This is a genomic window from Bacillus sp. FSL R10-2780 (assembly GCF_038006125.1).
In the GTDB taxonomy this organism is placed as follows: domain Bacteria; phylum Bacillota; class Bacilli; order Bacillales; family Bacillaceae_G; genus Bacillus_A; species Bacillus_A cereus_U.
Genome location: NZ_JBBOUQ010000001.1, coordinates 4,272,149 through 4,297,804, shown reverse-complemented (window position 1 = coordinate 4,297,804; position 25,656 = coordinate 4,272,149). Strand labels below are relative to the sequence as shown.

Sequence of the window (25,656 nt, the reverse complement as noted above, 5' to 3'; positions counted from 1 at the left end):
AATCCCGCTGAGAAATCAGCGGGATTTTTTATACATTAGCTTCTCGTCATCTCATGACCAATTGCACGATATCCTATATCACTTCGGTAAAATAAACCATCACTCTCAATTTTACCGATTTCTTTATAGACCTTATCTTTCGCTTCTTGTAAACTATTCGCCTTACAAGCAACAAATAATACACGGCCACCGTTTGTTACAAAGTCACCATGTTTCATCGCTGTACCCGCATGGAAAACAATCACATCTTGCAGTGCATCTAATCCGTTAATAATTTCACCTTTTTTATATGCTTCTGGATATCCTTTCGAAGCAAGTACGACACCAATAACTGCTTCCTTTGACCATTGTAACGTTAATTCACTTTCATCTAATACAGCGTTACATACATCAACTAAATCATTTTCTAAGCGTGGTAATACAACTTCCGTTTCAGGATCACCAAAGCGTGCATTGAACTCAATTACCTTTGGACCATCATTCGTTAAAATAAGCCCCGCATATAAAATTCCTGTAAACGAACGATTTTCTTGGATCATCGCTTTAGCAGTTGGATGTAATACTGTTTGAATCGCTTCTTGAACCGCTGACTCCGGAATTTGTGGTACTGGAGAATATGCGCCCATTCCGCCTGTATTAGGACCTTTATCGCCGTCAAAAGCTCGTTTATGATCTTGAGCAATTACCATCGGATGTACAATTGTTCCATTTACAAATGCCATTAATGAAAATTCTTGTCCATCTAAAAACTCTTCAATAACGACCTTCTTGCTTGCTGCGCCGAATTTCACATCTTGTAGCATTTCTTTCACAGCTTGCAATGCCTCTTCAAGCGTCATTGCTACCGTTACACCTTTACCAGCAGCTAACCCATCTGCCTTAATTACGATCGGTGCACCAACTTTTTGAATGTACTTTACTGCCTCTTCATAGTCTGTAAAAGTTTCATATGCCGCAGTTGGAATATCATACTTTTTCATCAATTCTTTTGTAAAAGCTTTACTACCTTCAATAACAGCAGCCGCTTTATTAGGCCCAAATACACGAAGTCCCTCTTCCTTAAAACGATCAACGATTCCATTCATAAGTGGAATTTCTGGTCCAACGAAAGTTAAGCCTACATTATTCTCTTTTGCAAATAAGACTAGTGCATCAAAATCATTCTCATCAATATCAACTGGTGTTGCAACATCTCGCATACCTTCATTACCTGGCGCTACATATACTTTTTCTACCTTTTCAGATTGTGCAAACTTCCAAGCTAAAGCATGCTCACGTCCACCGCGGCCGATTACTAAAACATTCATATTTCATCCCCCAATAATTAAATAAGTACAAACTAGAAGCTATGCTCCTAGTTTGTTTTCATATCAATAAAAGTTTAAAAAGAAGGATTGAGAGAACCGAGCAGGTCGAGGCGCATTTGTCAGGAGGACACGGAGTGTAGCTTTCCTACATGAGTACCGCACTGGCATTGCAACGACGACATGCGACAGTTATCTTGACCGGACTTTTTAAACAACCCTAACAATAACAGTTTAAAAGGGAGGATCGAGAGAACCGAGCAGGTCGAGGCGCATTTGCCAGGAGGACACGGAGTGTAGCTTTCCTACATGAGTACCGTACTGACATTGCAACGACGACATGCGACAGTTATCTTGACCGGACTTTTTAAACAACCGCTATTAGTGTTTGAAATGACGTACACCAGTGAACACCATAGTAATCCCATACGCATCTGCCACTTTAATAGAATCTTCATCACGAATCGATCCGCCTGGTTGAATGATCGCTGTAATTCCAGCTTTTGCTGCTTCTTCTACTGTATCTGGCATTGGGAAGAAAGCATCAGATGCAAGTGCGCTACCTTGTGCTTTTTCGCCAGCTTGTGTGATTGCAATCTTCGCAGAACCTACACGATTCATTTGTCCAGCACCAACACCAATTGTCATATCATCTTTCGCTAAAACAATTGCATTTGATTTCACATGCTTTACAACTTTCCAAGCTAGTTTTAAATCTTTCCATTCTTGCTCTGATGGTTCACGTTTCGTTGGAATTGAAATTGCGTCCTCATCTAATGATAACGTATCTTCCTCTTGAACAAGAAGACCACCTTGTACAGAAGTTAGTTTTTTACTTGCACTTGTCGCTTTTTCAATATTTACAGTTAGTAAGCGTAAGTTCTTCTTGCTTTGCAACACTTCTAAAGCTTCTTGCGAGAACGAAGGAGCGATAACAATTTCTAAGAAAATTTCGTGTAACTTTTCTGCTGTAGCTTTATCAATTTCACGATTTGCTGCAATAATACCGCCGAAGATTGATACTGGATCCGCTTCATAAGCACGTGTGTATGCTTCATGAATATCCGTGCCTACCCCAACGCCACATGGATTCATATGTTTTACCGCTACTACTGCCGGTTCTGTAAATTCTTTCACGATGCTAAGTGCTGCATCCGCATCGTTGATATTGTTATAAGATAATTCTTTACCGTGTAATTGTTCTGCGTATGCAACAGAAGAAGTTGCTGCGAATGGCGCTTTATAGAATGTCGCTTTTTGATGTGGATTTTCGCCATAGCGTAAATCTTGTTTTTTCTCAAATGTCACCGTTACTGTTTCAGGGCTTTCTTCGCCCATTTGCTCTGTTAAATAGTTAGAAATTAACGCATCATATGCTGCTGTATGACGGAATACTTTCGCTGCTAATTTACGTTTCGTTTCCTCTGTTACTTCACCGTTCTCTTTCAGTTCTGCTAATACAACATCATAATCGACCGGATCTACAATTACAGATACAAATTTATGATTTTTCGCAGCAGAGCGAATCATTGTTGGGCCACCGATATCAATATTTTCAATTGCATCAGCAAATGTTACATCAGGCTTAGCGATTGTTTCTTTAAATGGGTATAAGTTAACAACAACAAAGTCAATTGGTTGAATACCTAATTCATTCATTTGCGCTACATGCGTTTCATTATCACGAACTGCTAATAGACCACCATGAATATTTGGATGTAATGTTTTTACACGGCCATCCATAATTTCTGGGAAACCAGTTACTTCAGAAATACCAATTACTTGCAAGCCGTTTTCTTCTAATAATTTTTTCGTACCACCTGTTGAAATAACTTCAATCCCTTGTTCAAGTAAACCTTTAACAAATTCTACTACTCCTGTTTTATCTGAAACACTTACTAATGCACGCTTTTTCATTTATCCTTCACCCCTGGTTGTATGTTAGTTAACAGTTGGTTTTTTCACAGACTGAACAATTTGATTCACTGTATTTACGTATAATTTATGTTCAACTTGTTGAATTTTCTTTTGTAAGCTTTCTCTCGTATCTCCTTCAGAAACAACTACTGCTTCTTGCGCAATAATTGGACCTGTATCCATACCTGCATCTACATAATGAATCGTTACTCCAGTTACTTTCACACCTGCTTCTAACGCTTGACCAACAGCATCTTTACCTGGAAAGCTCGGTAATAGTGATGGATGAATATTAATAATTTTCCCGCCGTATGCTGCTAGTAAAGTCGGTCCAATTAAACGCATATATCCAGCTAAAATAACATAATCAATTTCATACTCTTCTAGCTTCTTTAATATCTCTCTTTCAAATGCTTCTTTTGACTCATATGCTTTCGCTAAAAAGGTGAAACACGGAATATGGTGATAATGTGCCCGTCCAATAGCGCGTGCCTCTGGTTTATCACATACTAATAAACTAATATCTGCATCCAATCTTTTTTCTTCTACCGCATTAATAAGAGATTGAAAGTTAGAGCCGCTCCCAGAAGCAAAAACTGCTAATCTACTCATACTTCTGTTCCCTCAATAAAGGTAACACCAGATCCTTGTACAGTGTGTCCAATAATATGAGCTTTCTCGCCTTGTTCCTCAAGAAGACGAACAATATCTCTTGCCTCTTCTTCCTTTACTGCTACTACCATACCAATACCCATGTTAAAAATATTGAACATTTCTTTCTCTTCTAGTTTTCCAACCTCTTGAAGTAAACTAAAAATCGGTTGAACTTGCCAAGATCCTAATTCAATTTCCGCACCGATTCCTTCTGGCAACATACGTGGAATATTTTCAATGAATCCACCACCTGTAATATGTGCCATACCGTATACTTCATGTTTTTTCAATAGTTCTAAAATAGGTTTGACATAAATTTTCGTTGGTTTTAATAATTCTTCACCAAGAGGTAGTTCTAAGCGTCCGTAAATACGATCTAAAGATAGTTCTCCATCTTCTAGTAGTACTTTTCTTACTAAAGAATAACCGTTACTATGAATGCCGCTAGATGCTAAGCCAATTAATACGTGACCAGCTTCAATTTTTTCACCTGTTACAATTTTCTTTTTATCAACAATTCCAACTGTAAAACCAGCTAAATCGTATTCTTCCGTAGAATACATTCCTGGCATTTCAGCTGTTTCTCCACCAATTAATGCACAACCAGCTTGGCGACAGCCCTCTGATATACCTTTGACGATGTTTTCAATTTTACTAGGTTCAGCTTTACCACAAGCAATATAATCAAGGAAGAAAAGCGGCTCTGCTCCTTGGACAACAATATCATTTACACACATTGCTACTGCATCAATACCAATTGTGTCATGTTTATCTGCCATAAAAGCGAGCATCAATTTCGTTCCCACGCCATCTGTTCCAGATACTAATACAGGTTCTTCTAATGCAAATTTTGATAGATCAAACATACCTCCAAAACCGCCTAAACCGCCTAGCACTTCTTTTCTCATTGTTGTTTGTACGTGTTTTTTCATGCGAGATACCGCTTCATATCCAGCTTCAATATCTACTCCTGCTTGCTTATATGCATTCGCCATCGTTTTTTACACCTCGTCTTTTAATTTCTCCCCATCCAGGGCGGCCGTTTTAAGAAAGAAGCTAGCTTCTACATCAAAAGAAGTAGAAGCTTTTTTCTTCTTATTTCATACTTTCTAAAAGCTCTTGCTCATAATCATAAAGAGCTGTTGGATAGTCTCCATTGAAGTAAGCCATACATAGACCACCGTATTTCCCTTCATATGGGCGTCCAATTGCATCTACTAATCCATCTTCACTTAAAAATGTTAAAGAATCTGCTCCGATGATTTGACGGATTTCTTCTATTGAATTATTTGCCGCGATTAATTCTTTTCTCGTTTGAATATCAATGCCATAGAAGCATGGATACTTAAGAGGTGGTGAAGCAATTCTTACATGGACTTCTGTCGCTCCAGCCTCGCGAAGCATGCGAACAATTCTTTTACTTGTCGTTCCTCTTACGATAGAATCGTCAATCATAACAACTCGTTTTCCTTCAACTACACCTCTTACTGCTGAGAGCTTCATCTTAACCCCTTGCTCACGCAGTTCTTGAGAAGGTTGAATAAACGTACGTCCAACGTAACGATTTTTAATTAATCCTAACTCATACGGAATTCCTGTCGCCTCCGCATAACCAATTGCTGCTGAAATACTAGAGTCTGGTACACCAGTAACAACATCAGCTTCAATAGGAGCTTCCGCCGCTAAACGTTTCCCCATGTTTTTGCGTGCTGCATGAACATTAATACCAGCGATATTAGAATCTGGACGTGCAAAGTAAATGTATTCCATACTGCAAATCGCATGGTCTACTTCATTTGTAAAACGATCTACGTGAATTCCTTCATCATTGATAATAAGCAATTCACCAGGTTCTACATCACGAATGTATGTTGCACCAACTACATCAAAAGCACATGTTTCCGATGCTACAACGTAAGCATCCCCCATCTTTCCAATTGAAAGAGGACGGAATCCATTTGGATCTAGCGCAACGATCATTTCATTTCCAGTTAGTAAAAGATATGCAAACGCACCTTTCACTTTATTTAGAGCCTCTTTTACACTATCAATTAAAGAATCTTTTGTACTACGTTTAATGAGGTGTAAAAGTACTTCTGTATCTGAACTTGTTTGAAAAATACTTCCCTCTGCCTCTAATTCACGACGAAGCATTTTTGCGTTAATTAAATTTCCGTTATGAGCTAACGCCATGCTATGATCGGAAAAACGGAATAATAATGGTTGAACGTTAGCAACTTCACTTCCACCAGCTGTTGCATATCGTACGTGTCCAATTGCTGATTTTCCGTTTAATCCCTCTAGCTCACCTCTTGAAAACACTTCTGATATTAAACCTAACCCCTTGTGACCGATGATTTTTTCCCCATTATTTACAACAATGCCTGCGCCTTCTTGCCCACGGTGCTGCAAACTGTGCAATCCGTAGTACGAAACTTGTGCTGCATTTTCATGCCCCCAAATTCCGAAAACGCCACATTCTTCATTTAACCCCTTTATTTCAGTAAGCATGGGATTGCCCCTTTCCAAGCCTTTCTCATTTCATCTACATTTGCTGTAAGTAATACTTCATTTTCTTCATTATGAATTGTTACTTCATTTGTATTTGTAACTTCTCCAACTTGAATTGCTTCAACCGCTTTCTCAAATGCTTCTTTATTTTCACGTTTTACAGTTATAACAAAGCGAGATTGTGATTCTGCAAATAATACTGCTGTTGCTTCCCCATCTAATTTCACAGTAGCACCTAAACCGTTAGCACCAATTGCACTTTCAGTAATTGCAACTGCTAAACCACCTTCTGCAACATCATGTGCAGATTGAACAAGTCCAGCTTGAATTGCTGCTAGTAATTGTTTTTGGCGTTTTAATTCTACATCTAGATCGATGCTTGGTGATTGACCGAAAATTTTTCCGTAGATCATTTTCTGTAATTCACTTCCGCCAAACTCAGCTTTCGTCTCCCCAATTACATAAACTAAATCGCCAGCTTGTTTAAATTCCTGTGTTGTTACGTGTTTTAAATCGTGTACCAGTCCAACCATCCCAACAGTTGGTGTTGGATATACAGCTTCACCACTACGCTCGTTATACATTGATACATTCCCACCGATAACTGGCGTTTGTAACTTGCGACAAGCTTCACTCATACCGTCTACTGATTTCTCAATTTGCCAGAAGATCTCTGGCTTTTCTGGATTACCAAAGTTTAAGCAATCTGTAATTGCAAGTGGCTCCCCGCCAGAACATACGATATTACGTGCCGCCTCTGCTACTGCAATTTTCCCGCCCATTTCTGGATCTAGATAAATGTAGCGAGAATTACAATCTGTCGTCATTGCTAATCCTTTTTCTGTACCGCGTACACGTATAACCGCTGCATCTGAACCTGGTGTAACGATTGTGCTAGTGCGCACTTGATAATCATATTGATCATATACCCACTCTTTACTTGCAATCGTTGGTTGTTGTAATAGAGATAATAACGTTTCTTTATAATCCTCTACTTGCGGTGTTTCCATTTTCATCTGCTGGAACTCAGCAAAGTATGCTGCTTCTTTTGACGGTTTATAATAAATTGGTGCTTCTTCTGCAAGAGCATCCGCCGGTACTTCAGCTACCATTACATCTTTATGGAATAAGCGAAGCATTTTATCTTCCGTTACTTTCCCCATCGTAACTGCTGCAAGACCATACTTCTCAAATAAATCTACTATTTCTTGCTCTCTACCTTTTTTCACAACGATTAACATACGCTCTTGTGATTCAGATAACATCATTTCATATGGAGTCATTCCTGTTTCACGCTGCGGTACATCATCTAAGTACATTTCAATACCCATACCTGCTTTACTTGCCATTTCTGCAGAAGATGATGTTAAACCAGCAGCTCCCATATCTTGAATTCCAACAAGTGCATCAGACTGAATAAGTTCTAAACATGCTTCAATAAGAAGTTTCTCCATAAATGGATCCCCTACTTGAACCGCCGGACGCTTCGCTTCTGAGCTTTCAGATAGCTCTTCAGATGCGAATGTTGCACCGTGAATACCATCACGACCAGTTGATGCTCCTACGTACATTACTGTATTACCAGCACCATGCGCTTGCCCTTTTTTTATATCTTCATGATTAATTAAGCCTACACACATTGCATTTACAAGTGGATTTCCTTCATAACATGGATCAAACTGTACTTCTCCACCAACAGTAGGAATCCCGATGCAGTTACCGTATCCTGCGATTCCTGCTACTACTTCTTCGAATAAATATTTCACACGTGGTGATTGTAATTCACCGAAACGAAGTGAGTTTAATAGGGCTACCGGACGTGCGCCCATAGAGAATACATCGCGAATAATACCGCCGACACCTGTTGCCGCCCCTTGATATGGCTCAATTGCAGAAGGATGGTTATGACTTTCCATTTTAAACACAACCGCTTGATTATCACCGATATCTACAATTCCAGCGCCTTCTCCAGGTCCTTGTAAGACACGCTCACCTGTCGTTGGAAACTTACGAAGAACTGGCTTTGAATTTTTATAACTACAATGTTCAGACCACATAACAGAGAATAGTCCCGTTTCTGTATAATTCGGCAAACGGCCTAAAATCTTTTCAACCATGGCAAACTCTTCGTCTGTTAGCCCCATTTCCGCATATATACGCTCTTCTTTAATTTGTGTTGGATTTGGCTCAAGCATTAACGACATATGTTTCCCTCCACTGTTTTAAGATAGATTGAAAGACTTTTAACCCTTCAGCACCGCCAAGTAATTCATCTACAGCACGCTCTGGGTGTGGCATCATACCAAGAACATTTCCTTTTTCATTTACAATACCTGCAATATCTGAAACGCTTCCATTCGGATTTTCTACGTAACGGAATGCGATTTGATTATTCTCTTCTAATTGTTTAAGAGTCGCTTCATCACAATAGTAATTTCCTTCGCCATGTGCAATTGGAATGTTAATTACTTCATCTTTTTCATATTGTGATGTAAACATCGTTTCATTATTTTCAACACGTAACTGAACAGTACGGCACATAAACTTTAAGTTTTCGTTTCTCATTAATGCTCCTGGTAGTAATCCTGATTCAACAAGAATCTGGAATCCATTACATACACCTAAAATCGGCTTTCCTTGCTCAGCAGCTTTTTGCACTGCTTTCATTGCATTAGCAAAGCGAGAAATAGCACCACAGCGTAAGTAGTCACCGTAAGAGAATCCACCTGGTAAGAGAATCGCATCATACTCATCTAAGTTCTCTGTATCATGCCAAACGTAATCTACTTCTTCGCCAAGCTCATCTTTAATTGCATGAAACATATCAACATCACAGTTCGAACCTGGAAATACTATTACGGCAAATTTCACTGTGCGACAACCTCCTCAACTTCATAACGGTAGTCTTCCATTACAACGTTTGCTAATAGTTTTTCGCACATTTCTTTTACCTTGCTATCCAAATCAGATACTGATTTATCAATTGTTAATTCCATATACTTTCCGATTCGAACGTCTTGTACTTCTGTAAATGAAAGACTATGAAGTGCTCCCTTTACCGCAGTTCCTTGTGGATCTAATACACTTTCTCTTAACGTTATATATACCTTAACTTTATACATGTGAAGCTCCCCCTAAACGTTTTAAAATTTCTTCATATGCTTCTGTTAAATTCCCAAGATCACGACGGAATACATCTTTATCAAATTTTTCATTGCTCGTTTCATCCCATAAACGGCAAGTATCTGGTGAAATTTCATCTGCTAATATGATTTCCCCTTCTTCTGTTACGCCAAACTCTAATTTGAAATCTACTAATCTTACACGACAGCTTGCGAAATGCTCAATCAACACTTGATTGATTTGTAGAGCTGCATCTCGTAATACGCTTACTTGCTCTGGTGTTGCAACATTTAACAAACGAATATGATCTTCCGTTACAAGTGGATCTCCTAAATCATCATCTTTGTAGTAAAATTCTACGATTGGTGCTGTAAGAGCAGTTCCTTCTTCCATTCCTAGTCTTTTTGAAAGACTACCTGCAATTACGTTTCTTGTGACAACTTCTAATGGAATAATACTCACCTTTTTGACAAGTTGTTCTGTATCAGATAACTTCTCTACAAAATGTGTTTTAATTCCAACTTCTTGTAACTTTCTGAACAATAAAGTTGTAATCTCATTGTTCAAACGACCTTTTCCTGTAATTGTCGCTTTTTTCTCCCCATTGAAAGCAGTCGCACTATCTTTGTACTCTACCCAAACCATATCTGCTGCTTCTGTACGATAAATTCTTTTTGCCTTACCTTCATACAGCAATTCTAGCTTTTGCATTTCGCAAGCCCCCTGTAGTTTGAAAAATGTGAATAATATTTTTATAAAGAATGGCACAGAATGACTCTATTCTGTGCCATATGAAATTTTACGCTTCGTTTAATCCAAGGCGTTCAAAGATTGTATCAACGTGTTGCATATGATGTTCATAATTGAAACATTCGTTAATTTCTTCTTGCGTTAACTTACTTGTAATACGCTCGTCAGCTTCTACAAGCTCTTTAAATTGTACTTGTGTTTCCCAAGCTTCCATTGCTTTAGGCTGTACGATATCATAAGCTTCTTCACGTACCAGACCTTTGTCAATTAGTGTAAGCATTACGCGCTGAGAGTAAATTAAGCCGTATGTTCTTGTCATATTGCGTTTCATATTCTCTGGGAATACAGTTAAGTTTTTAACGATATTACCAAAGCGATTTAACATGTAATTTAACGCGATTGTAGCATCTGGTAAAATTACGCGTTCTGCAGAAGAGTGAGAGATATCACGCTCATGCCATAACGGAACATTCTCGTAAGCTGTCATCATATAACCGCGGATAACACGAGCTAAACCAGTCATATTTTCAGATCCAATTGGATTACGTTTATGCGGCATTGCAGAAGAACCTTTTTGACCTTTTGCGAAAGCCTCTTCAACTTCACGTGTTTCACTCTTTTGTAAACCACGAATCTCAACTGCCATCTTTTCAACAGATGTTGCGATTAGTGCAAGTGTTGACATGTAATGTGCATGACGATCACGTTGCAATGTTTGTGTTGAAATTGGTGCTGCTTCTAATCCTAAGTTTTCACAAACATACTTTTCTACGAATGGATCAATATTTGCATATGTACCAACCGCACCAGATAATTTACCAACGCGAACTGTATCAGCAGCTTGTTTGAAACGCTCTACGTTACGTTTCATTTCTTCATACCAAAGACCAAGTTTTAAACCAAATGTTGTTGGCTCTGCATGTACACCGTGTGTTCTTCCCATCATAATCGTGTATTTATGCTCTTTCGCTTTATTAGCTAAAATGCTAACAAAGTTTTCTAAGTCTTTTAACAAGATTTCATTTGCTTGTTTTAAGATATAAGATAAAGCTGTATCTACTACGTCTGTAGATGTTAAACCGTAATGAACCCATTTACGTTCTTCACCTAATGTTGGTGTTTCTGATACAGCACGAGTGAAAGCAACTACGTCATGACGTGTTTCTTTTTCAATTTCATAAATACGATCAATATCAAATGATGCATGTTCACGAATTTTTTTCACATCTTCTTTTGGAATATCGCCAAGCTCAGCCCATGCTTCACACGCTAAAATCTCAACTTCTAACCACGCTTTAAATTTGTTCTCTTCCGTCCAAATCGCACCCATTTCAGGGCGTGTATAACGATTAATCATCTTTTTCCCTCCAACAGTTGTTCTTGATGGTCCCAAATATGCAAACTCTTCGCTTTTTCTAGAGCGACTTCAATATTATCATTTAAAATATTAACATGCCCCATTTTTCGCTGCGCTTTTGCTTCTTCTTTTCCATACAAGTGTAAATAGCACCCGGTTAATCTATTCACTTGTCCTAGGACCCCTTCTATATGTTCGCCTAAAATGTTAATCATGACAACTGGTTTTAACAAATTTGTTTCTCCAAGAGGTAAATTACAGATTGCTCGAATATGTTGACCAAATTGACTCGTTTCACATGCATCAAGCGTATAATGCCCTGAGTTGTGAGGTCTTGGTGCTAATTCATTAATGTAAATCTCACCGTCAGCTGTAGCAAACATCTCTACCGCTAGTGTTCCCACAAGTTTTAATTCATCCGCAAGTACTTTTGCATAAGTAATTGCTTTTTGAGAAAGTTCTTCTGTAATGCGAGCTGGAACGATAGATTCATGTAAAATGTTATTCACATGAATATTTTCTGCTACGGGAAATACTTTCGTTTCACCACTTACACTACGAGTTACAATAACTGATATTTCTTTTTCAAAAGGTACCCATTTTTCAAGAATGCATTCTGCTTTATTAGTAAGCTCTTTTGCTCTCACAACATCAGCTTCACTCTTTAAAACCACTTGCCCTTTACCATCGTATCCACCTGTCGTTGTTTTTAAGACAGAAGGGAAAGATAACTCTTTAATTGCTTCTGTAAGTTGATCTTGATTTTGAACCAATCTATACGATGCTACCGGTAACCCCGCTTTTTCAATTGCATTCTTTTCAGTAAAACGATTTTGCGTTTTATTTAATAATTGACTACCTTGTGGTAAATACGCATGTTTCTCAAGCCATTGTAAACATCTATAATCAATATTCTCAAATTCATATGTGACAACGTCGCTTATCTCTGCTAAATGCTGAATTGCTTTTAGATCGTCATAAGATGCAACAATCTCAATATCAGCAACTTGTGCACATGGTGAATGCTTTGTAGGATCTAAAACAGCAATTTTATAACCCATCTCCTTAGCTGCCATCGCCATCATTCTTCCAAGCTGGCCGCCTCCAATAATGCCGATTGTTTTTCCAGGTAAGATGATTCTCGTCATACTAGCTCACTACCTTCACGCACAGTTTTCTCAATAGCCTCTCGTCTCAACTCTAATGCATCATGTATGTCATCATGAAATGATCCAAGTATTTGTGCAGCAAGCAATCCAGCATTTGTTGAACCAGCCTTACCAATTGCAACAGTTGCAACTGGAACCCCTCCTGGCATTTGGACAATGGATAATAACGAATCTAGGCCGTTTAACGCTTTTGATTGAACTGGGACACCGATTACAGGAAGATTTGTCTTCGCTGCAACCATTCCTGGTAAATGTGCTGCTCCACCAGCTCCAGCAATAATAACTTTTAATCCACGTTCACGAGCTGTTTCTGCATATTCAAACATATAATCCGGAGTCCGATGAGCAGATACAACTTTTTTCTCATACGGTATATTTAATTCATCTAAAATGTCACAAGCATATTTCATTGTTTCCCAGTCTGACGTGCTTCCCATTATGACTCCAACTAGTGATTTCATATTAGAATCCCCCCGATTCAAATAAAAAAAGCCTGAAATAGAACAGTTTCTCTTTTACTATGAGAGAAAGCGCTCTACTCAGGCATACGTATCCCTTGTGAATAGAAAAATACCGAGTGACTTTCCCTCATAGTCTAACGAATAACGGTCGTTAGGTAGAGACTTGCAGGCCATATCCCCGCGATTATATGAGGTCTTATATATTATTGTTTCTATGGCTATATTAACAATATTTCATAAACAATGTCAATAAATAATCGAATGTTTTTTTATTAGTCATCGATAACGTTCGTGTTTTAGTTATATTCAAAAGAAGAATTGCAACTATATACAAGAAGGCAAGGGAATTAGAATATATATTTCTAGAGATCTATTTTACGTATAACTGTTTATATGGTACTTCAGTATGTTTTAATTAATATATATACACTCTTGTGTTCTATACATCAATAGAACTTATATTATAACGATTTAATTTCTAAGGAGGAATAACCGTGAAAAAAATAACTGTGTTATTATCCTATTTATTTTTCTCCATCGCAGTAATTTCTATAATTATTGAATACTTATTTATATCAGCCCATTTTTTCTACTCTCATTATTTAAAATATACACTTATGATAGAAATAATCTTTCCTATCTTAGGGATTATTTTAGGAGCATTCGGAAAATCAGGAGTACAAAAAATCATTGCCATTATTTTAAACAGCCTCTATTTCATTCTTTTTTCGTCTTTAGCGTTATTAAATTTATGGATTTTAACCTTCGGTAAATAAAAATAAACACAAAAAAACCTAAGTCGAAACGACTTAGGTTTTTGCTTGGCGACGTCCTACTCTCACAGGGACAAGGTCCCAACTACCATCGGCGCTAGAGAGCTTAACTTCCGTGTTCGGTATGGGAACGGGTGTGACCTCTCTGCCATCATCACCAAACTATTGAAGGTATATTCCTTCAAAACTAGATAACATTTGCTTCATATTATATGGTTAAGTCCTCGATCTATTAGTATTCGTCAGCTCCACATGTCACCATGCTTCCACCTCGAACCTATCAACCTGATCATCTTTCAGGGATCTTACTAGCTTACGCTATGGGAAATCTCATCTTGAGGGGGGCTTCATGCTTAGATGCTTTCAGCACTTATCCCTTCCGCACATAGCTACCCAGCTATGCCCTTGGCAGAACAACTGGTACACCAGCGGTGCGTCCATCCCGGTCCTCTCGTACTAAGGACAGCTCCTCTCAAATTTCCTGCGCCCACGACGGATAGGGACCGAACTGTCTCACGACGTTCTGAACCCAGCTCGCGTACCGCTTTAATGGGCGAACAGCCCAACCCTTGGGACCGACTACAGCCCCAGGATGCGATGAGCCGACATCGAGGTGCCAAACCTCCCCGTCGATGTGGACTCTTGGGGGAGATAAGCCTGTTATCCCCGGGGTAGCTTTTATCCGTTGAGCGATGGCCCTTCCATGCGGAACCACCGGATCACTAAGCCCGACTTTCGTCCCTGCTCGACTTGTAGGTCTCGCAGTCAAGCTCCCTTATGCCTTTGCACTCTACGAATGATTTCCAACCATTCTGAGGGAACCTTTGGGCGCCTCCGTTACACTTTAGGAGGCGACCGCCCCAGTCAAACTGCCCACCTGACACTGTCTCCCGGGTCGATAAGACCCGTAGGTTAGAATTTCAATACAGTCAGGGCGGTATCCCACCAGCGCCTCCACCGAAGCTAGCGCTCCGGTTTCAATGGCTCCCGCCTATCCTGTACAAACTGTACCAAAATTCAATATCAGGCTACAGTAAAGCTCCACGGGGTCTTTCCGTCCTGTCGCGGGTAACCTGCATCTTCACAGGTACTATAATTTCACCGAGTCTCTGGTTGAGACAGTGCCCAAATCGTTACACCTTTCGTGCGGGTCGGAACTTACCCGACAAGGAATTTCGCTACCTTAGGACCGTTATAGTTACGGCCGCCGTTTACTGGGGCTTCAGTTCAGAGCTTCGCTTACGCTAACCCCTCTCCTTAACCTTCCAGCACCGGGCAGGTGTCAGCCCCTATACTTCGCCTTACGGCTTCGCAGAGACCTGTGTTTTTGCTAAACAGTCGCTTGGGCCTATTCACTGCGGCTTTCCGTTAAGAAAGCACCCCTTCTCCCGAAGTTACGGGGTCATTTTGCCGAGTTCCTTAACCAGAGTTCTCTCGCACACCTTAGGATTCTCTCCTCGCCTACCTGTGTCGGTTTGCGGTACAGGCACCTTTTATCTCGCTAGAAGCTTTTCTTGGCAGCGGGGAATCAAAGACTTCGCTCCATAAGGAGCTTCCCCATCACAGCTCAGCCTTCACGATAAGCGGATTTGCCTACTTATCAGCCTAACTGCTTGGACGTGCACAACCAATCGCACGCTTCTTCTATCCTTCTGCGTCCCTCCATTGCTCAAACGATAAAGAGGTGGTACAGGAATATCAACCTGTTGTCCATCGCCTACGCCTGTCGGCCTCGGCTTAGGTCCTGACTAACCCTGAGCGGACGAGCCTTCCTCAGGAAACCTTAGGCATTCGGTGGACGGGATTCTCACCCGTCTTTCGCTACTCATACCGGCATTCTCACTTCTAAGCGCTCCACCAGTCCTTCCGGTCTGACTTCACTGCACTTAGAACGCTCCCCTACCACTGATACCATTGGTATCAATTCGCAGCTTCGGTGGTGTATTTAGCCCCGGTACATTTTCGGCGCAGAGTCACTCGACTAGTGAGCTATTACGCACTCTTTAAATGGTGGCTGCTTCTGAGCCAACATCCTAGTTGTCTAAGCAACTCCACATCCTTTTCCACTTAATACACACTTTGGGACCTTAGCTGGCGATCTGGGCTGTTTCCCTCTTGACTACGGATCTTATCACTCGCAGTCTGACTCCTAAGGATAAGTCATTGGCATTCGGAGTTTGACTGAATTCGGTAATCCGATGAGGACCCCTAGTTCAATCAGTGCTCTACCTCCAAGACTCTTACACTTAAGGCTAGCCCTAAAGCTATTTCGGGGAGAACCAGCTATCTCCAGGTTCGATTGGAATTTCTCCGCTACCCACACCTCATCCCCGCACTTTTCAACGTGCGTGGGTTCGGGCCTCCATTCAGTGTTACCTGAACTTCACCCTGGACATGGGTAGATCACCTGGTTTCGGGTCTACGACCACGTACTAAACGCCCTATTCAGACTCGCTTTCGCTGCGGCTCCGCCTCTTCAGCTTAACCTTGCACGGGATCGTAACTCGCCGGTTCATTCTACAAAAGGCACGCCATCACCCATTAACGGGCTCTGACTATTTGTAGGCACACGGTTTCAGGATCTCTTTCACTCCCCTTCCGGGGTGCTTTTCACCTTTCCCTCACGGTACTGGTTCACTATCGATCACTAGGGAGTATTTAGCCTTGGGAGATGGTCCTCCCAGATTCCGACGGAATTTCACGTGTTCCGCCGTACTCAGGATACATTCAAGAGAGAACGAAGTTTCGACTACGGGGTTATTACCCTCTGTGACGGACCTTTCCAGGTCGCTTCGTCTACCTCGTTCCTTTGTAACTCCGTATAGAATGTCCTACAACCCCAAGAGGCAAGCCTCTTGGTTTGGGCTAGATTCCGTTTCGCTCGCCGCTACTCAGGAAATCGCATTTGCTTTCTCTTCCTCCAGGTACTTAGATGTTTCAGTTCCCTGGGTCTGTCTTCCATACCCTATGTATTCAGGTAAGGATACCATACCATTACGTATAGTGGGTTTCCCCATTCGGAAATCTTCGGATCAAAGCTTACTTACAGCTCCCCGAAGCATATCGGCGTTAGTCCCGTCCTTCATCGACTCCTAGTGTCAAGGCATCCACCGTGCGCCCTTTCTAACTTAACCAAACTAAAATTAAAAAAATATGAGCTACACTGTTATCTAGTTTTCAAAGAACATACATTTAAACTTGAGAGATAGTTCTCTCAAAACTGAACGAAACAAAACAAGTCAACGTTTATTGATGAACTGCGTTCATCAATTCTCCATAGAAAGGAGGTGATCCAGCCGCACCTTCCGATACGGCTACCTTGTTACGACTTCACCCCAATCATCTGTCCCACCTTAGGCGGCTGGCTCCATAAAGGTTACCCCACCGACTTCGGGTGTTACAAACTCTCGTGGTGTGACGGGCGGTGTGTACAAGGCCCGGGAACGTATTCACCGCGGCATGCTGATCCGCGATTACTAGCGATTCCAGCTTCATGTAGGCGAGTTGCAGCCTACAATCCGAACTGAGAACGGTTTTATGAGATTAGCTCCACCTCGCGGTCTTGCAGCTCTTTGTACCGTCCATTGTAGCACGTGTGTAGCCCAGGTCATAAGGGGCATGATGATTTGACGTCATCCCCACCTTCCTCCGGTTTGTCACCGGCAGTCACCTTAGAGTGCCCAACTTAATGATGGCAACTAAGATCAAGGGTTGCGCTCGTTGCGGGACTTAACCCAACATCTCACGACACGAGCTGACGACAACCATGCACCACCTGTCACTCTGCTCCCGAAGGAGAAGCTCTATCTCTAGAGTTTTCAGAGGATGTCAAGACCTGGTAAGGTTCTTCGCGTTGCTTCGAATTAAACCACATGCTCCACCGCTTGTGCGGGCCCCCGTCAATTCCTTTGAGTTTCAGCCTTGCGGCCGTACTCCCCAGGCGGAGTGCTTAATGCGTTAACTTCAGCACTAAAGGGCGGAAACCCTCTAACACTTAGCACTCATCGTTTACGGCGTGGACTACCAGGGTATCTAATCCTGTTTGCTCCCCACGCTTTCGCGCCTCAGTGTCAGTTACAGACCAGAAAGTCGCCTTCGCCACTGGTGTTCCTCCATATCTCTACGCATTTCACCGCTACACATGGAATTCCACTTTCCTCTTCTGCACTCAAGTCTCCCAGTTTCCAATGACCCTCCACGGTTGAGCCGTGGGCTTTCACATCAGACTTAAGAAACCACCTGCGCGCGCTTTACGCCCAATAATTCCGGATAACGCTTGCCACCTACGTATTACCGCGGCTGCTGGCACGTAGTTAGCCGTGGCTTTCTGGTTAGGTACCGTCAAGGTGCCAGCTTATTCAACTAGCACTTGTTCTTCCCTAACAACAGAGTTTTACGACCCGAAAGCCTTCATCACTCACGCGGCGTTGCTCCGTCAGACTTTCGTCCATTGCGGAAGATTCCCTACTGCTGCCTCCCGTAGGAGTCTGGGCCGTGTCTCAGTCCCAGTGTGGCCGATCACCCTCTCAGGTCGGCTACGCATCGTTGCCTTGGTGAGCCGTTACCTCACCAACTAGCTAATGCGACGCGGGTCCATCCATAAGTGACAGCCGAAGCCGCCTTTCAATTTCGAACTATGCAGTTCAAAATATTATCCGGTATTAGCCCCGGTTTCCCGGAGTTATCCCAGTCTTATGGGTAGGTTACCCACGTGTTACTCACCCGTCCGCCGCTAACTTCATAAGAGCAAGCTCTTAATCCATTCGCTCGACTTGCATGTATTAGGCACGCCGCCAGCGTTCATCCTGAGCCAGGATCAAACTCTCCAATAAAGTTAGTTTGTCTAGCATCTAAAAATAAAAATTGACGTTTACGTTGTTTGTTTCGTTCAGTTTTCAAAGAACTTGTTTGTCGCTCATTTGCGACTCCCTTATGTTAACATTTTCATATTTCAATGTCAACCAAGTTTTTTTATTTCTTTTGTCGCTTTCTGCGTTGTTGCTATCGGCGACTTGTTCTATATTACACCTCTATACGCTAATCGTCAACACCTTTTATTCAATTAATAATAAAAAAATTCCCAAAGGTATTTTCTATATTTATTTCAGTTATCCTATTTCTCTATTTCAATGAAAATAATAAAAAAGGACATCCCATTACATACAAGACGTCCTTTTAATTACACATTATATACATGCACTCTTTAAACTTTCGAACTCCTCCTCTCTATTTAAACTATCGTCCTACTCATTCCTTGAGGCGGGACTTTTCTGTCGGGAAATGATAAATAGATCAATTAATTTACTTTTATCCGCCCATACCACTCCAAATAAAACTAAGCCGCCGCCTATTACTATTCTCCACGTTAAAGATTCATTTAATAGAACAATTGAAGCAACAATACTTATTAGCGGCAATGCATTTAAATATAATCCACTTACTGATGCTGTAACTCTCTCTAGTGCTTTATTCCAACACCAATATGCTAAAATTGTCGCTCCAATAACAAGATACATTACACTAAATCCAGTCTTCCAGGTTTCAATCTTTGGGAAACCGTAATAAAAAGTTTCTACCATTGCAAATGGTAATAAAATAACCGATCCAATAATTAAAGTTAATGTTGTAAAAACCTTGTTTGATAGATACTGTTCCTGTTTCGGCTGTTTTAACAATACTGTATAGAAAGCAAATAAGAAGGTGCTTAATAAAATAAGGATATCTCCTATTAAAGATACCTCTTGATCAGCATTGTTAGATGAAATTGTAATAAGAAGTACCCCTATAGCCCCCAATATAATACCGATCCAATAATTCGGCTGAATTTTCTCTTTCAAAAAGAACGCTGAAAAAAGAATTGTAACTAATGGCAATGCAGCATCAATGATACTAACATGTAATCCACTTGTTAAAGAAATCCCGTAGGATGTGAACATAAAATACCCAGCTACACCAGTAAAAGATAGCAAACTCATTCTTTTCCATGGAATATGTTTATGTACGATCGCTTTTTGAAGTTGGCCATATGAAAAAAGCATACAAATTCCACCCGCAAAGAAAAGACGAATAAATAACAAAGTAAATGGTTGAATAGATTCTAATGCCCATTTCGTTGGCGCAATTGCCGTCCCCCATAATATAACAGCCACTAATAACATGCATATTTCTTTCATAATCCCCCACACCCATCAAAAAATATATGTTAACTACCTTAATTATAGATTTTTTCTTAAGTAAAATCCTTTAAAACCACAAAAAGGTTATGTGAAAAATAGCCATCCAGCTCTTTTTCGCATAACCTTTTCATATTAGATCAAAAACATTATTGTTCACTCTACAACTAAATTAACATAAAAAGGTAATTCTTACCTTCAATTGATATTTAAACGTATTACTTTATAACCTTCTTATCACTTTAATATCCAAATTTCATTTTATACCGTTTCTATTTCATTATTTTTTCGTCTTTAACGTTATTAAACTTATGGATTTTAACATTTGGTAAATAAAAATATACACAAAAAAACCTAAGTCGAAACGACTTAGGTTTTTGCTTGGCGACGTCCTACTCTCACAGGGACAAGGTCCCAACTACCATCGGCGCTAGAGAGCTTAACTTCCGTGTTCGGTATGGGAACGGGTGTGACCTCTCTGCCATCATCACCAAACTATTGAAGGTATATTCCTTCAAAACTAGATAACATTTGCTTCATATTATATGGTTAAGTCCTCGATCTATTAGTATTCGTCAGCTCCACATGTCACCATGCTTCCACCTCGAACCTATCAACCTGATCATCTTTCAGGGATCTTACTAGCTTACGCTATGGGAAATCTCATCTTGAGGGGGGCTTCATGCTTAGATGCTTTCAGCACTTATCCCTTCCGCACATAGCTACCCAGCTATGCCCTTGGCAGAACAACTGGTACACCAGCGGTGCGTCCATCCCGGTCCTCTCGTACTAAGGACAGCTCCTCTCAAATTTCCTGCGCCCACGACGGATAGGGACCGAACTGTCTCACGACGTTCTGAACCCAGCTCGCGTACCGCTTTAATGGGCGAACAGCCCAACCCTTGGGACCGACTACAGCCCCAGGATGCGATGAGCCGACATCGAGGTGCCAAACCTCCCCGTCGATGTGGACTCTTGGGGGAGATAAGCCTGTTATCCCCGGGGTAGCTTTTATCCGTTGAGCGATGGCCCTTCCATGCGGAACCACCGGATCACTAAGCCCGACTTTCGTCCCTGCTCGACTTGTAGGTCTCGCAGTCAAGCTCCCTTATGCCTTTGCACTCTACGAATGATTTCCAACCATTCTGAGGGAACCTTTGGGCGCCTCCGTTACACTTTAGGAGGCGACCGCCCCAGTCAAACTGCCCACCTGACACTGTCTCCCGGGTCGATAAGACCCGTAGGTTAGAATTTCAATACAGTCAGGGCGGTATCCCACCAGCGCCTCCACCGAAGCTAGCGCTCCGGTTTCAATGGCTCCCGCCTATCCTGTACAAACTGTACCAAAATTCAATATCAGGCTACAGTAAAGCTCCACGGGGTCTTTCCGTCCTGTCGCGGGTAACCTGCATCTTCACAGGTACTATAATTTCACCGAGTCTCTGGTTGAGACAGTGCCCAAATCGTTACACCTTTCGTGCGGGTCGGAACTTACCCGACAAGGAATTTCGCTACCTTAGGACCGTTATAGTTACGGCCGCCGTTTACTGGGGCTTCAGTTCAGAGCTTCGCTTACGCTAACCCCTCTCCTTAACCTTCCAGCACCGGGCAGGTGTCAGCCCCTATACTTCGCCTTACGGCTTCGCAGAGACCTGTGTTTTTGCTAAACAGTCGCTTGGGCCTATTCACTGCGGCTTTCCGTTAAGAAAGCACCCCTTCTCCCGAAGTTACGGGGTCATTTTGCCGAGTTCCTTAACCAGAGTTCTCTCGCACACCTTAGGATTCTCTCCTCGCCTACCTGTGTCGGTTTGCGGTACAGGCACCTTTTATCTCGCTAGAAGCTTTTCTTGGCAGCGGGGAATCAAAGACTTCGCTCCATAAGGAGCTTCCCCATCACAGCTCAGCCTTCACGATAAGCGGATTTGCCTACTTATCAGCCTAACTGCTTGGACGTGCACAACCAATCGCACGCTTCTTCTATCCTTCTGCGTCCCTCCATTGCTCAAACGATAAAGAGGTGGTACAGGAATATCAACCTGTTGTCCATCGCCTACGCCTGTCGGCCTCGGCTTAGGTCCTGACTAACCCTGAGCGGACGAGCCTTCCTCAGGAAACCTTAGGCATTCGGTGGACGGGATTCTCACCCGTCTTTCGCTACTCATACCGGCATTCTCACTTCTAAGCGCTCCACCAGTCCTTCCGGTCTGACTTCACTGCACTTAGAACGCTCCCCTACCACTGATACCATTGGTATCAATTCGCAGCTTCGGTGGTGTATTTAGCCCCGGTACATTTTCGGCGCAGAGTCACTCGACTAGTGAGCTATTACGCACTCTTTAAATGGTGGCTGCTTCTGAGCCAACATCCTAGTTGTCTAAGCAACTCCACATCCTTTTCCACTTAATACACACTTTGGGACCTTAGCTGGCGATCTGGGCTGTTTCCCTCTTGACTACGGATCTTATCACTCGCAGTCTGACTCCTAAGGATAAGTCATTGGCATTCGGAGTTTGACTGAATTCGGTAATCCGATGAGGACCCCTAGTTCAATCAGTGCTCTACCTCCAAGACTCTTACACTTAAGGCTAGCCCTAAAGCTATTTCGGGGAGAACCAGCTATCTCCAGGTTCGATTGGAATTTCTCCGCTACCCACACCTCATCCCCGCACTTTTCAACGTGCGTGGGTTCGGGCCTCCATTCAGTGTTACCTGAACTTCACCCTGGACATGGGTAGATCACCTGGTTTCGGGTCTACGACCACGTACTAAACGCCCTATTCAGACTCGCTTTCGCTGCGGCTCCGCCTCTTCAGCTTAACCTTGCACGGGATCGTAACTCGCCGGTTCATTCTACAAAAGGCACGCCATCACCCATTAACGGGCTCTGACTATTTGTAGGCACACGGTTTCAGGATCTCTTTCACTCCCCTTCCGGGGTGCTTTTCACCTTTCCCTCACGGTACTGGTTCACTATCGATCACTAGGGAGTATTTAGCCTTGGGAGATGGTCCTCCCAGATTCCGACGGAATTTCACGTGTTCCGCCGTACTCAGGATACATTCAAGAGAGAACGAAGTTTCGACTACGGGGTTATTACCCTCTGTGACGGACCTTTCCAGGTCGCTTCGTCTACCTCGTTCCTTTGTAACTCCGTATAGAATGTCCTACAACCCCAAGAGGCAAGCCTCTTGGTTTGGGCTAGATTCCGTTTCGCTCGCCGCTACTCAGGAAATCGCATTTGCTTTCTCTTCCTCCAGGTACTTAGATGTTTCAGTTCCCTGGGTCTGTCTTCCATACCCTATGTATTCAGGTAAGGATACCATACCATTACGTATAGTGGGTTTCCCCATTCGGAAATCTTCGGATCAAAGCTTACTTACAGCTCCCCGAAGCATATCGGCGTTAGTCCCGTCCTTCATCGACTCCTAGTGTCAAGGCATCCACCGTGCGCCCTTTCTAACTTAACCAAACTAAAATTAAAAAAATATGAGCTACACTGTTATCTAGTTTTCAAAGAACATACATTTAAACTTGAGAGATAGTTCTCTCAAAACTGAACGAAACAAAACAAGTCAACGTTTATTGATGAACTGCGTTCATCAATTCTCCATAGAAAGGAGGTGATCCAGCCGCACCTTCCGATACGGCTACCTTGTTACGACTTCACCCCAATCATCTGTCCCACCTTAGGCGGCTGGCTCCATAAAGGTTACCCCACCGACTTCGGGTGTTACAAACTCTCGTGGTGTGACGGGCGGTGTGTACAAGGCCCGGGAACGTATTCACCGCGGCATGCTGATCCGCGATTACTAGCGATTCCAGCTTCATGTAGGCGAGTTGCAGCCTACAATCCGAACTGAGAACGGTTTTATGAGATTAGCTCCACCTCGCGGTCTTGCAGCTCTTTGTACCGTCCATTGTAGCACGTGTGTAGCCCAGGTCATAAGGGGCATGATGATTTGACGTCATCCCCACCTTCCTCCGGTTTGTCACCGGCAGTCACCTTAGAGTGCCCAACTTAATGATGGCAACTAAGATCAAGGGTTGCGCTCGTTGCGGGACTTAACCCAACATCTCACGACACGAGCTGACGACAACCATGCACCACCTGTCACTCTGCTCCCGAAGGAGAAGCTCTATCTCTAGAGTTTTCAGAGGATGTCAAGACCTGGTAAGGTTCTTCGCGTTGCTTCGAATTAAACCACATGCTCCACCGCTTGTGCGGGCCCCCGTCAATTCCTTTGAGTTTCAGCCTTGCGGCCGTACTCCCCAGGCGGAGTGCTTAATGCGTTAACTTCAGCACTAAAGGGCGGAAACCCTCTAACACTTAGCACTCATCGTTTACGGCGTGGACTACCAGGGTATCTAATCCTGTTTGCTCCCCACGCTTTCGCGCCTCAGTGTCAGTTACAGACCAGAAAGTCGCCTTCGCCACTGGTGTTCCTCCATATCTCTACGCATTTCACCGCTACACATGGAATTCCACTTTCCTCTTCTGCACTCAAGTCTCCCAGTTTCCAATGACCCTCCACGGTTGAGCCGTGGGCTTTCACATCAGACTTAAGAAACCACCTGCGCGCGCTTTACGCCCAATAATTCCGGATAACGCTTGCCACCTACGTATTACCGCGGCTGCTGGCACGTAGTTAGCCGTGGCTTTCTGGTTAGGTACCGTCAAGGTGCCAGCTTATTCAACTAGCACTTGTTCTTCCCTAACAACAGAGTTTTACGACCCGAAAGCCTTCATCACTCACGCGGCGTTGCTCCGTCAGACTTTCGTCCATTGCGGAAGATTCCCTACTGCTGCCTCCCGTAGGAGTCTGGGCCGTGTCTCAGTCCCAGTGTGGCCGATCACCCTCTCAGGTCGGCTACGCATCGTTGCCTTGGTGAGCCGTTACCTCACCAACTAGCTAATGCGACGCGGGTCCATCCATAAGTGACAGCCGAAGCCGCCTTTCAATTTCGAACTATGCAGTTCAAAATATTATCCGGTATTAGCCCCGGTTTCCCGGAGTTATCCCAGTCTTATGGGTAGGTTACCCACGTGTTACTCACCCGTCCGCCGCTAACTTCATAAGAGCAAGCTCTTAATCCATTCGCTCGACTTGCATGTATTAGGCACGCCGCCAGCGTTCATCCTGAGCCAGGATCAAACTCTCCAATAAAGTTAGTTTGTCTAGCATCTAAAAATAAAAATTGACGTTCACGTTGTTTGTTTCGTTCAGTTTTCAAAGAACTTATCTGCCGCTCATTTGCGACTCCCTTATGTTAACATTTTCATATTTCAATGTCAACCAAGTTTTTTTATTTCTTTTGTCGCTTTCTGCGTTGTTGCTATCGGCGACTTGTCCTATATTACACCTCAATACTCTAATCGTCAACACCTTTTTATAAAGAAATTTAATTTAGTACCTTTGCACTCTTTTAACTCTAGATAAGGACCTACAAAGGTTTCATTAAAATA

The 25,656-nt window shown here is 42.5% G+C and carries 14 protein-coding genes, 6 rRNA genes and 1 riboswitch; of the genes, 1 reads left to right on the top strand and 19 read right to left on the bottom strand.

The genetic code is table 11. The features are described from left to right. Positions 1-35: 35 nt before the first annotated feature. The 12 genes from purD to purE all read right to left on the bottom strand — a co-directional run bounded on the left by purD (position 36) and on the right by purE (position 13,246). Entirely contained in the window at positions 36-1,307 is a 1,272-nt protein-coding gene (gene purD, locus NSQ47_RS22410) for a phosphoribosylamine--glycine ligase (RefSeq protein WP_078173560.1), read from the bottom strand. A 378-nt stretch (positions 1,308-1,685) separates the two neighbouring features. After that, the gene (gene purH / locus NSQ47_RS22405) at positions 1,686-3,221 is read right to left on the bottom strand and encodes a bifunctional phosphoribosylaminoimidazolecarboxamide formyltransferase/IMP cyclohydrolase (protein WP_078179982.1); all 1,536 of its coding nucleotides are present in this window, start codon (positions 3,219-3,221) and stop codon (positions 1,686-1,688) included. 24 nt (positions 3,222-3,245) lie between these two features. Next, positions 3,246-3,833 (bottom strand): phosphoribosylglycinamide formyltransferase, encoded by a 588-nt coding sequence (purN, locus tag NSQ47_RS22400; protein ID WP_016103383.1) that lies wholly within the window; start codon positions 3,831-3,833, stop codon positions 3,246-3,248. Beyond that, on the bottom strand, positions 3,830-4,870 hold the full coding sequence (gene purM, locus NSQ47_RS22395) for a phosphoribosylformylglycinamidine cyclo-ligase (protein WP_341038010.1): 1,041 nt from the start codon (positions 4,868-4,870) through the stop codon (positions 3,830-3,832). Before purM ends, purN begins: the two co-directional genes overlap by 4 nt. Positions 4,871-4,970: 100 nt before the next feature. Further along, positions 4,971-6,386 carry an amidophosphoribosyltransferase gene (gene purF, locus NSQ47_RS22390; RefSeq protein WP_002091359.1) on the bottom strand — a complete coding sequence of 472 codons (1,416 nt, stop codon included), beginning with the start codon at positions 6,384-6,386 and terminating at the stop codon, positions 4,971-4,973. Then, positions 6,371-8,590, bottom strand: a complete 2,220-nt coding sequence (purL, locus tag NSQ47_RS22385) for a phosphoribosylformylglycinamidine synthase II (protein ID WP_341038009.1) — start codon at positions 8,588-8,590, stop codon at positions 6,371-6,373. Before purL ends, purF begins: the two co-directional genes overlap by 16 nt. Beyond that, positions 8,574-9,257, bottom strand: a complete 684-nt coding sequence (gene purQ, locus NSQ47_RS22380) for a phosphoribosylformylglycinamidine synthase subunit PurQ (protein WP_002159503.1) — start codon at positions 9,255-9,257, stop codon at positions 8,574-8,576. The genes purL and purQ overlap by 17 nt, the downstream gene beginning before the upstream one ends. Further along, positions 9,254-9,508, bottom strand: coding sequence for a phosphoribosylformylglycinamidine synthase subunit PurS (purS, locus tag NSQ47_RS22375; protein WP_002159504.1), 255 nt, complete (start codon positions 9,506-9,508; stop codon positions 9,254-9,256). The genes purQ and purS overlap by 4 nt, the downstream gene beginning before the upstream one ends. Then, positions 9,501-10,220, bottom strand: coding sequence for a phosphoribosylaminoimidazolesuccinocarboxamide synthase (gene purC, locus NSQ47_RS22370; protein ID WP_002159505.1), 720 nt, complete (start codon positions 10,218-10,220; stop codon positions 9,501-9,503). The genes purS and purC overlap by 8 nt, the downstream gene beginning before the upstream one ends. A gap of 88 nt (positions 10,221-10,308) precedes the next feature. Next, positions 10,309-11,616 carry an adenylosuccinate lyase gene (purB, locus tag NSQ47_RS22365; RefSeq protein ID WP_002091361.1) on the bottom strand — a complete coding sequence of 436 codons (1,308 nt, stop codon included), beginning with the start codon at positions 11,614-11,616 and terminating at the stop codon, positions 10,309-10,311. After that, positions 11,613-12,764 carry a 5-(carboxyamino)imidazole ribonucleotide synthase gene (purK, locus tag NSQ47_RS22360; RefSeq protein WP_078179985.1) on the bottom strand — a complete coding sequence of 384 codons (1,152 nt, stop codon included), beginning with the start codon at positions 12,762-12,764 and terminating at the stop codon, positions 11,613-11,615. The genes purB and purK overlap by 4 nt, the downstream gene beginning before the upstream one ends. Next, positions 12,761-13,246 carry a 5-(carboxyamino)imidazole ribonucleotide mutase gene (gene purE, locus NSQ47_RS22355; RefSeq protein ID WP_002010008.1) on the bottom strand — a complete coding sequence of 162 codons (486 nt, stop codon included), beginning with the start codon at positions 13,244-13,246 and terminating at the stop codon, positions 12,761-12,763. Before purE ends, purK begins: the two co-directional genes overlap by 4 nt. A gap of 110 nt (positions 13,247-13,356) precedes the next feature. Continuing rightward, positions 13,357-13,458, bottom strand: a riboswitch (purine riboswitch). Positions 13,459-13,740: 282 nt separating this feature from the next. On the opposite strand from purE, the gene NSQ47_RS22350 reads away from it, so the two are divergent. Continuing rightward, on the top strand, positions 13,741-14,022 hold the full coding sequence (locus NSQ47_RS22350; RefSeq protein ID WP_341038006.1) for a hypothetical protein: 282 nt from the start codon (positions 13,741-13,743) through the stop codon (positions 14,020-14,022). A 43-nt stretch (positions 14,023-14,065) separates the two neighbouring features. On the opposite strand, the gene rrf (NSQ47_RS22345) is transcribed toward NSQ47_RS22350, so the two are convergent. From rrf (NSQ47_RS22345) to NSQ47_RS22315, 7 genes are all read right to left on the bottom strand, one after another. Further along, positions 14,066-14,181, bottom strand: a 5S ribosomal RNA gene (rrf, locus tag NSQ47_RS22345). 50 nt (positions 14,182-14,231) lie between these two features. Continuing rightward, positions 14,232-17,153, bottom strand: a 23S ribosomal RNA gene (locus NSQ47_RS22340). 146 nt (positions 17,154-17,299) lie between these two features. Then, positions 17,300-18,851, bottom strand: a 16S ribosomal RNA gene (locus NSQ47_RS22335). Positions 18,852-19,262: 411 nt separating this feature from the next. Next, positions 19,263-20,192 carry a DMT family transporter gene (locus NSQ47_RS22330; protein ID WP_002159508.1) on the bottom strand — a complete coding sequence of 310 codons (930 nt, stop codon included), beginning with the start codon at positions 20,190-20,192 and terminating at the stop codon, positions 19,263-19,265. 379 nt (positions 20,193-20,571) lie between these two features. Further along, positions 20,572-20,687 (bottom strand): 5S ribosomal RNA (rrf, locus tag NSQ47_RS22325). A 50-nt stretch (positions 20,688-20,737) separates the two neighbouring features. Continuing rightward, positions 20,738-23,659, bottom strand: a 23S ribosomal RNA gene (locus tag NSQ47_RS22320). Positions 23,660-23,805: 146 nt separating this feature from the next. Beyond that, a 16S ribosomal RNA gene (locus tag NSQ47_RS22315) occupies positions 23,806-25,357 on the bottom strand. The 16S, 23S and 5S rRNA genes sit together here, the layout of an rRNA operon. Positions 25,358-25,656: the final 299 nt, after the last annotated feature.

What these genes read in the sequence shown, in the direction of transcription:
- purD (WP_078173560.1), bottom strand. Translation starts at nt 1,307, where the DNA reads ATGAATGTTTTAGTAATCGGCCGCGGTGGACGTGAGCATGCTTTAGCT.
- purH (WP_078179982.1), bottom strand. Translation starts at nt 3,221, where the DNA reads ATGAAAAAGCGTGCATTAGTAAGTGTTTCAGATAAAACAGGAGTAGTA.
- purN (WP_016103383.1), bottom strand. Translation starts at nt 3,833, where the DNA reads ATGAGTAGATTAGCAGTTTTTGCTTCTGGGAGCGGCTCTAACTTTCAA.
- purM (WP_341038010.1), bottom strand. Translation starts at nt 4,870, where the DNA reads ATGGCGAATGCATATAAGCAAGCAGGAGTAGATATTGAAGCTGGATAT.
- purF (WP_002091359.1), bottom strand. Translation starts at nt 6,386, where the DNA reads ATGCTTACTGAAATAAAGGGGTTAAATGAAGAATGTGGCGTTTTCGGA.
- purL (WP_341038009.1), bottom strand. Translation starts at nt 8,590, where the DNA reads ATGTCGTTAATGCTTGAGCCAAATCCAACACAAATTAAAGAAGAGCGT.
- purS (WP_002159504.1), bottom strand. Translation starts at nt 9,508, where the DNA reads ATGTATAAAGTTAAGGTATATATAACGTTAAGAGAAAGTGTATTAGAT.
- purC (WP_002159505.1), bottom strand. Translation starts at nt 10,220, where the DNA reads ATGCAAAAGCTAGAATTGCTGTATGAAGGTAAGGCAAAAAGAATTTAT.
- purB (WP_002091361.1), bottom strand. Translation starts at nt 11,616, where the DNA reads ATGATTAATCGTTATACACGCCCTGAAATGGGTGCGATTTGGACGGAA.
- purK (WP_078179985.1), bottom strand. Translation starts at nt 12,764, where the DNA reads ATGACGAGAATCATCTTACCTGGAAAAACAATCGGCATTATTGGAGGC.
- purE (WP_002010008.1), bottom strand. Translation starts at nt 13,246, where the DNA reads ATGAAATCACTAGTTGGAGTCATAATGGGAAGCACGTCAGACTGGGAA.
- NSQ47_RS22330 (WP_002159508.1), bottom strand. Translation starts at nt 20,192, where the DNA reads ATGAAAGAAATATGCATGTTATTAGTGGCTGTTATATTATGGGGGACG.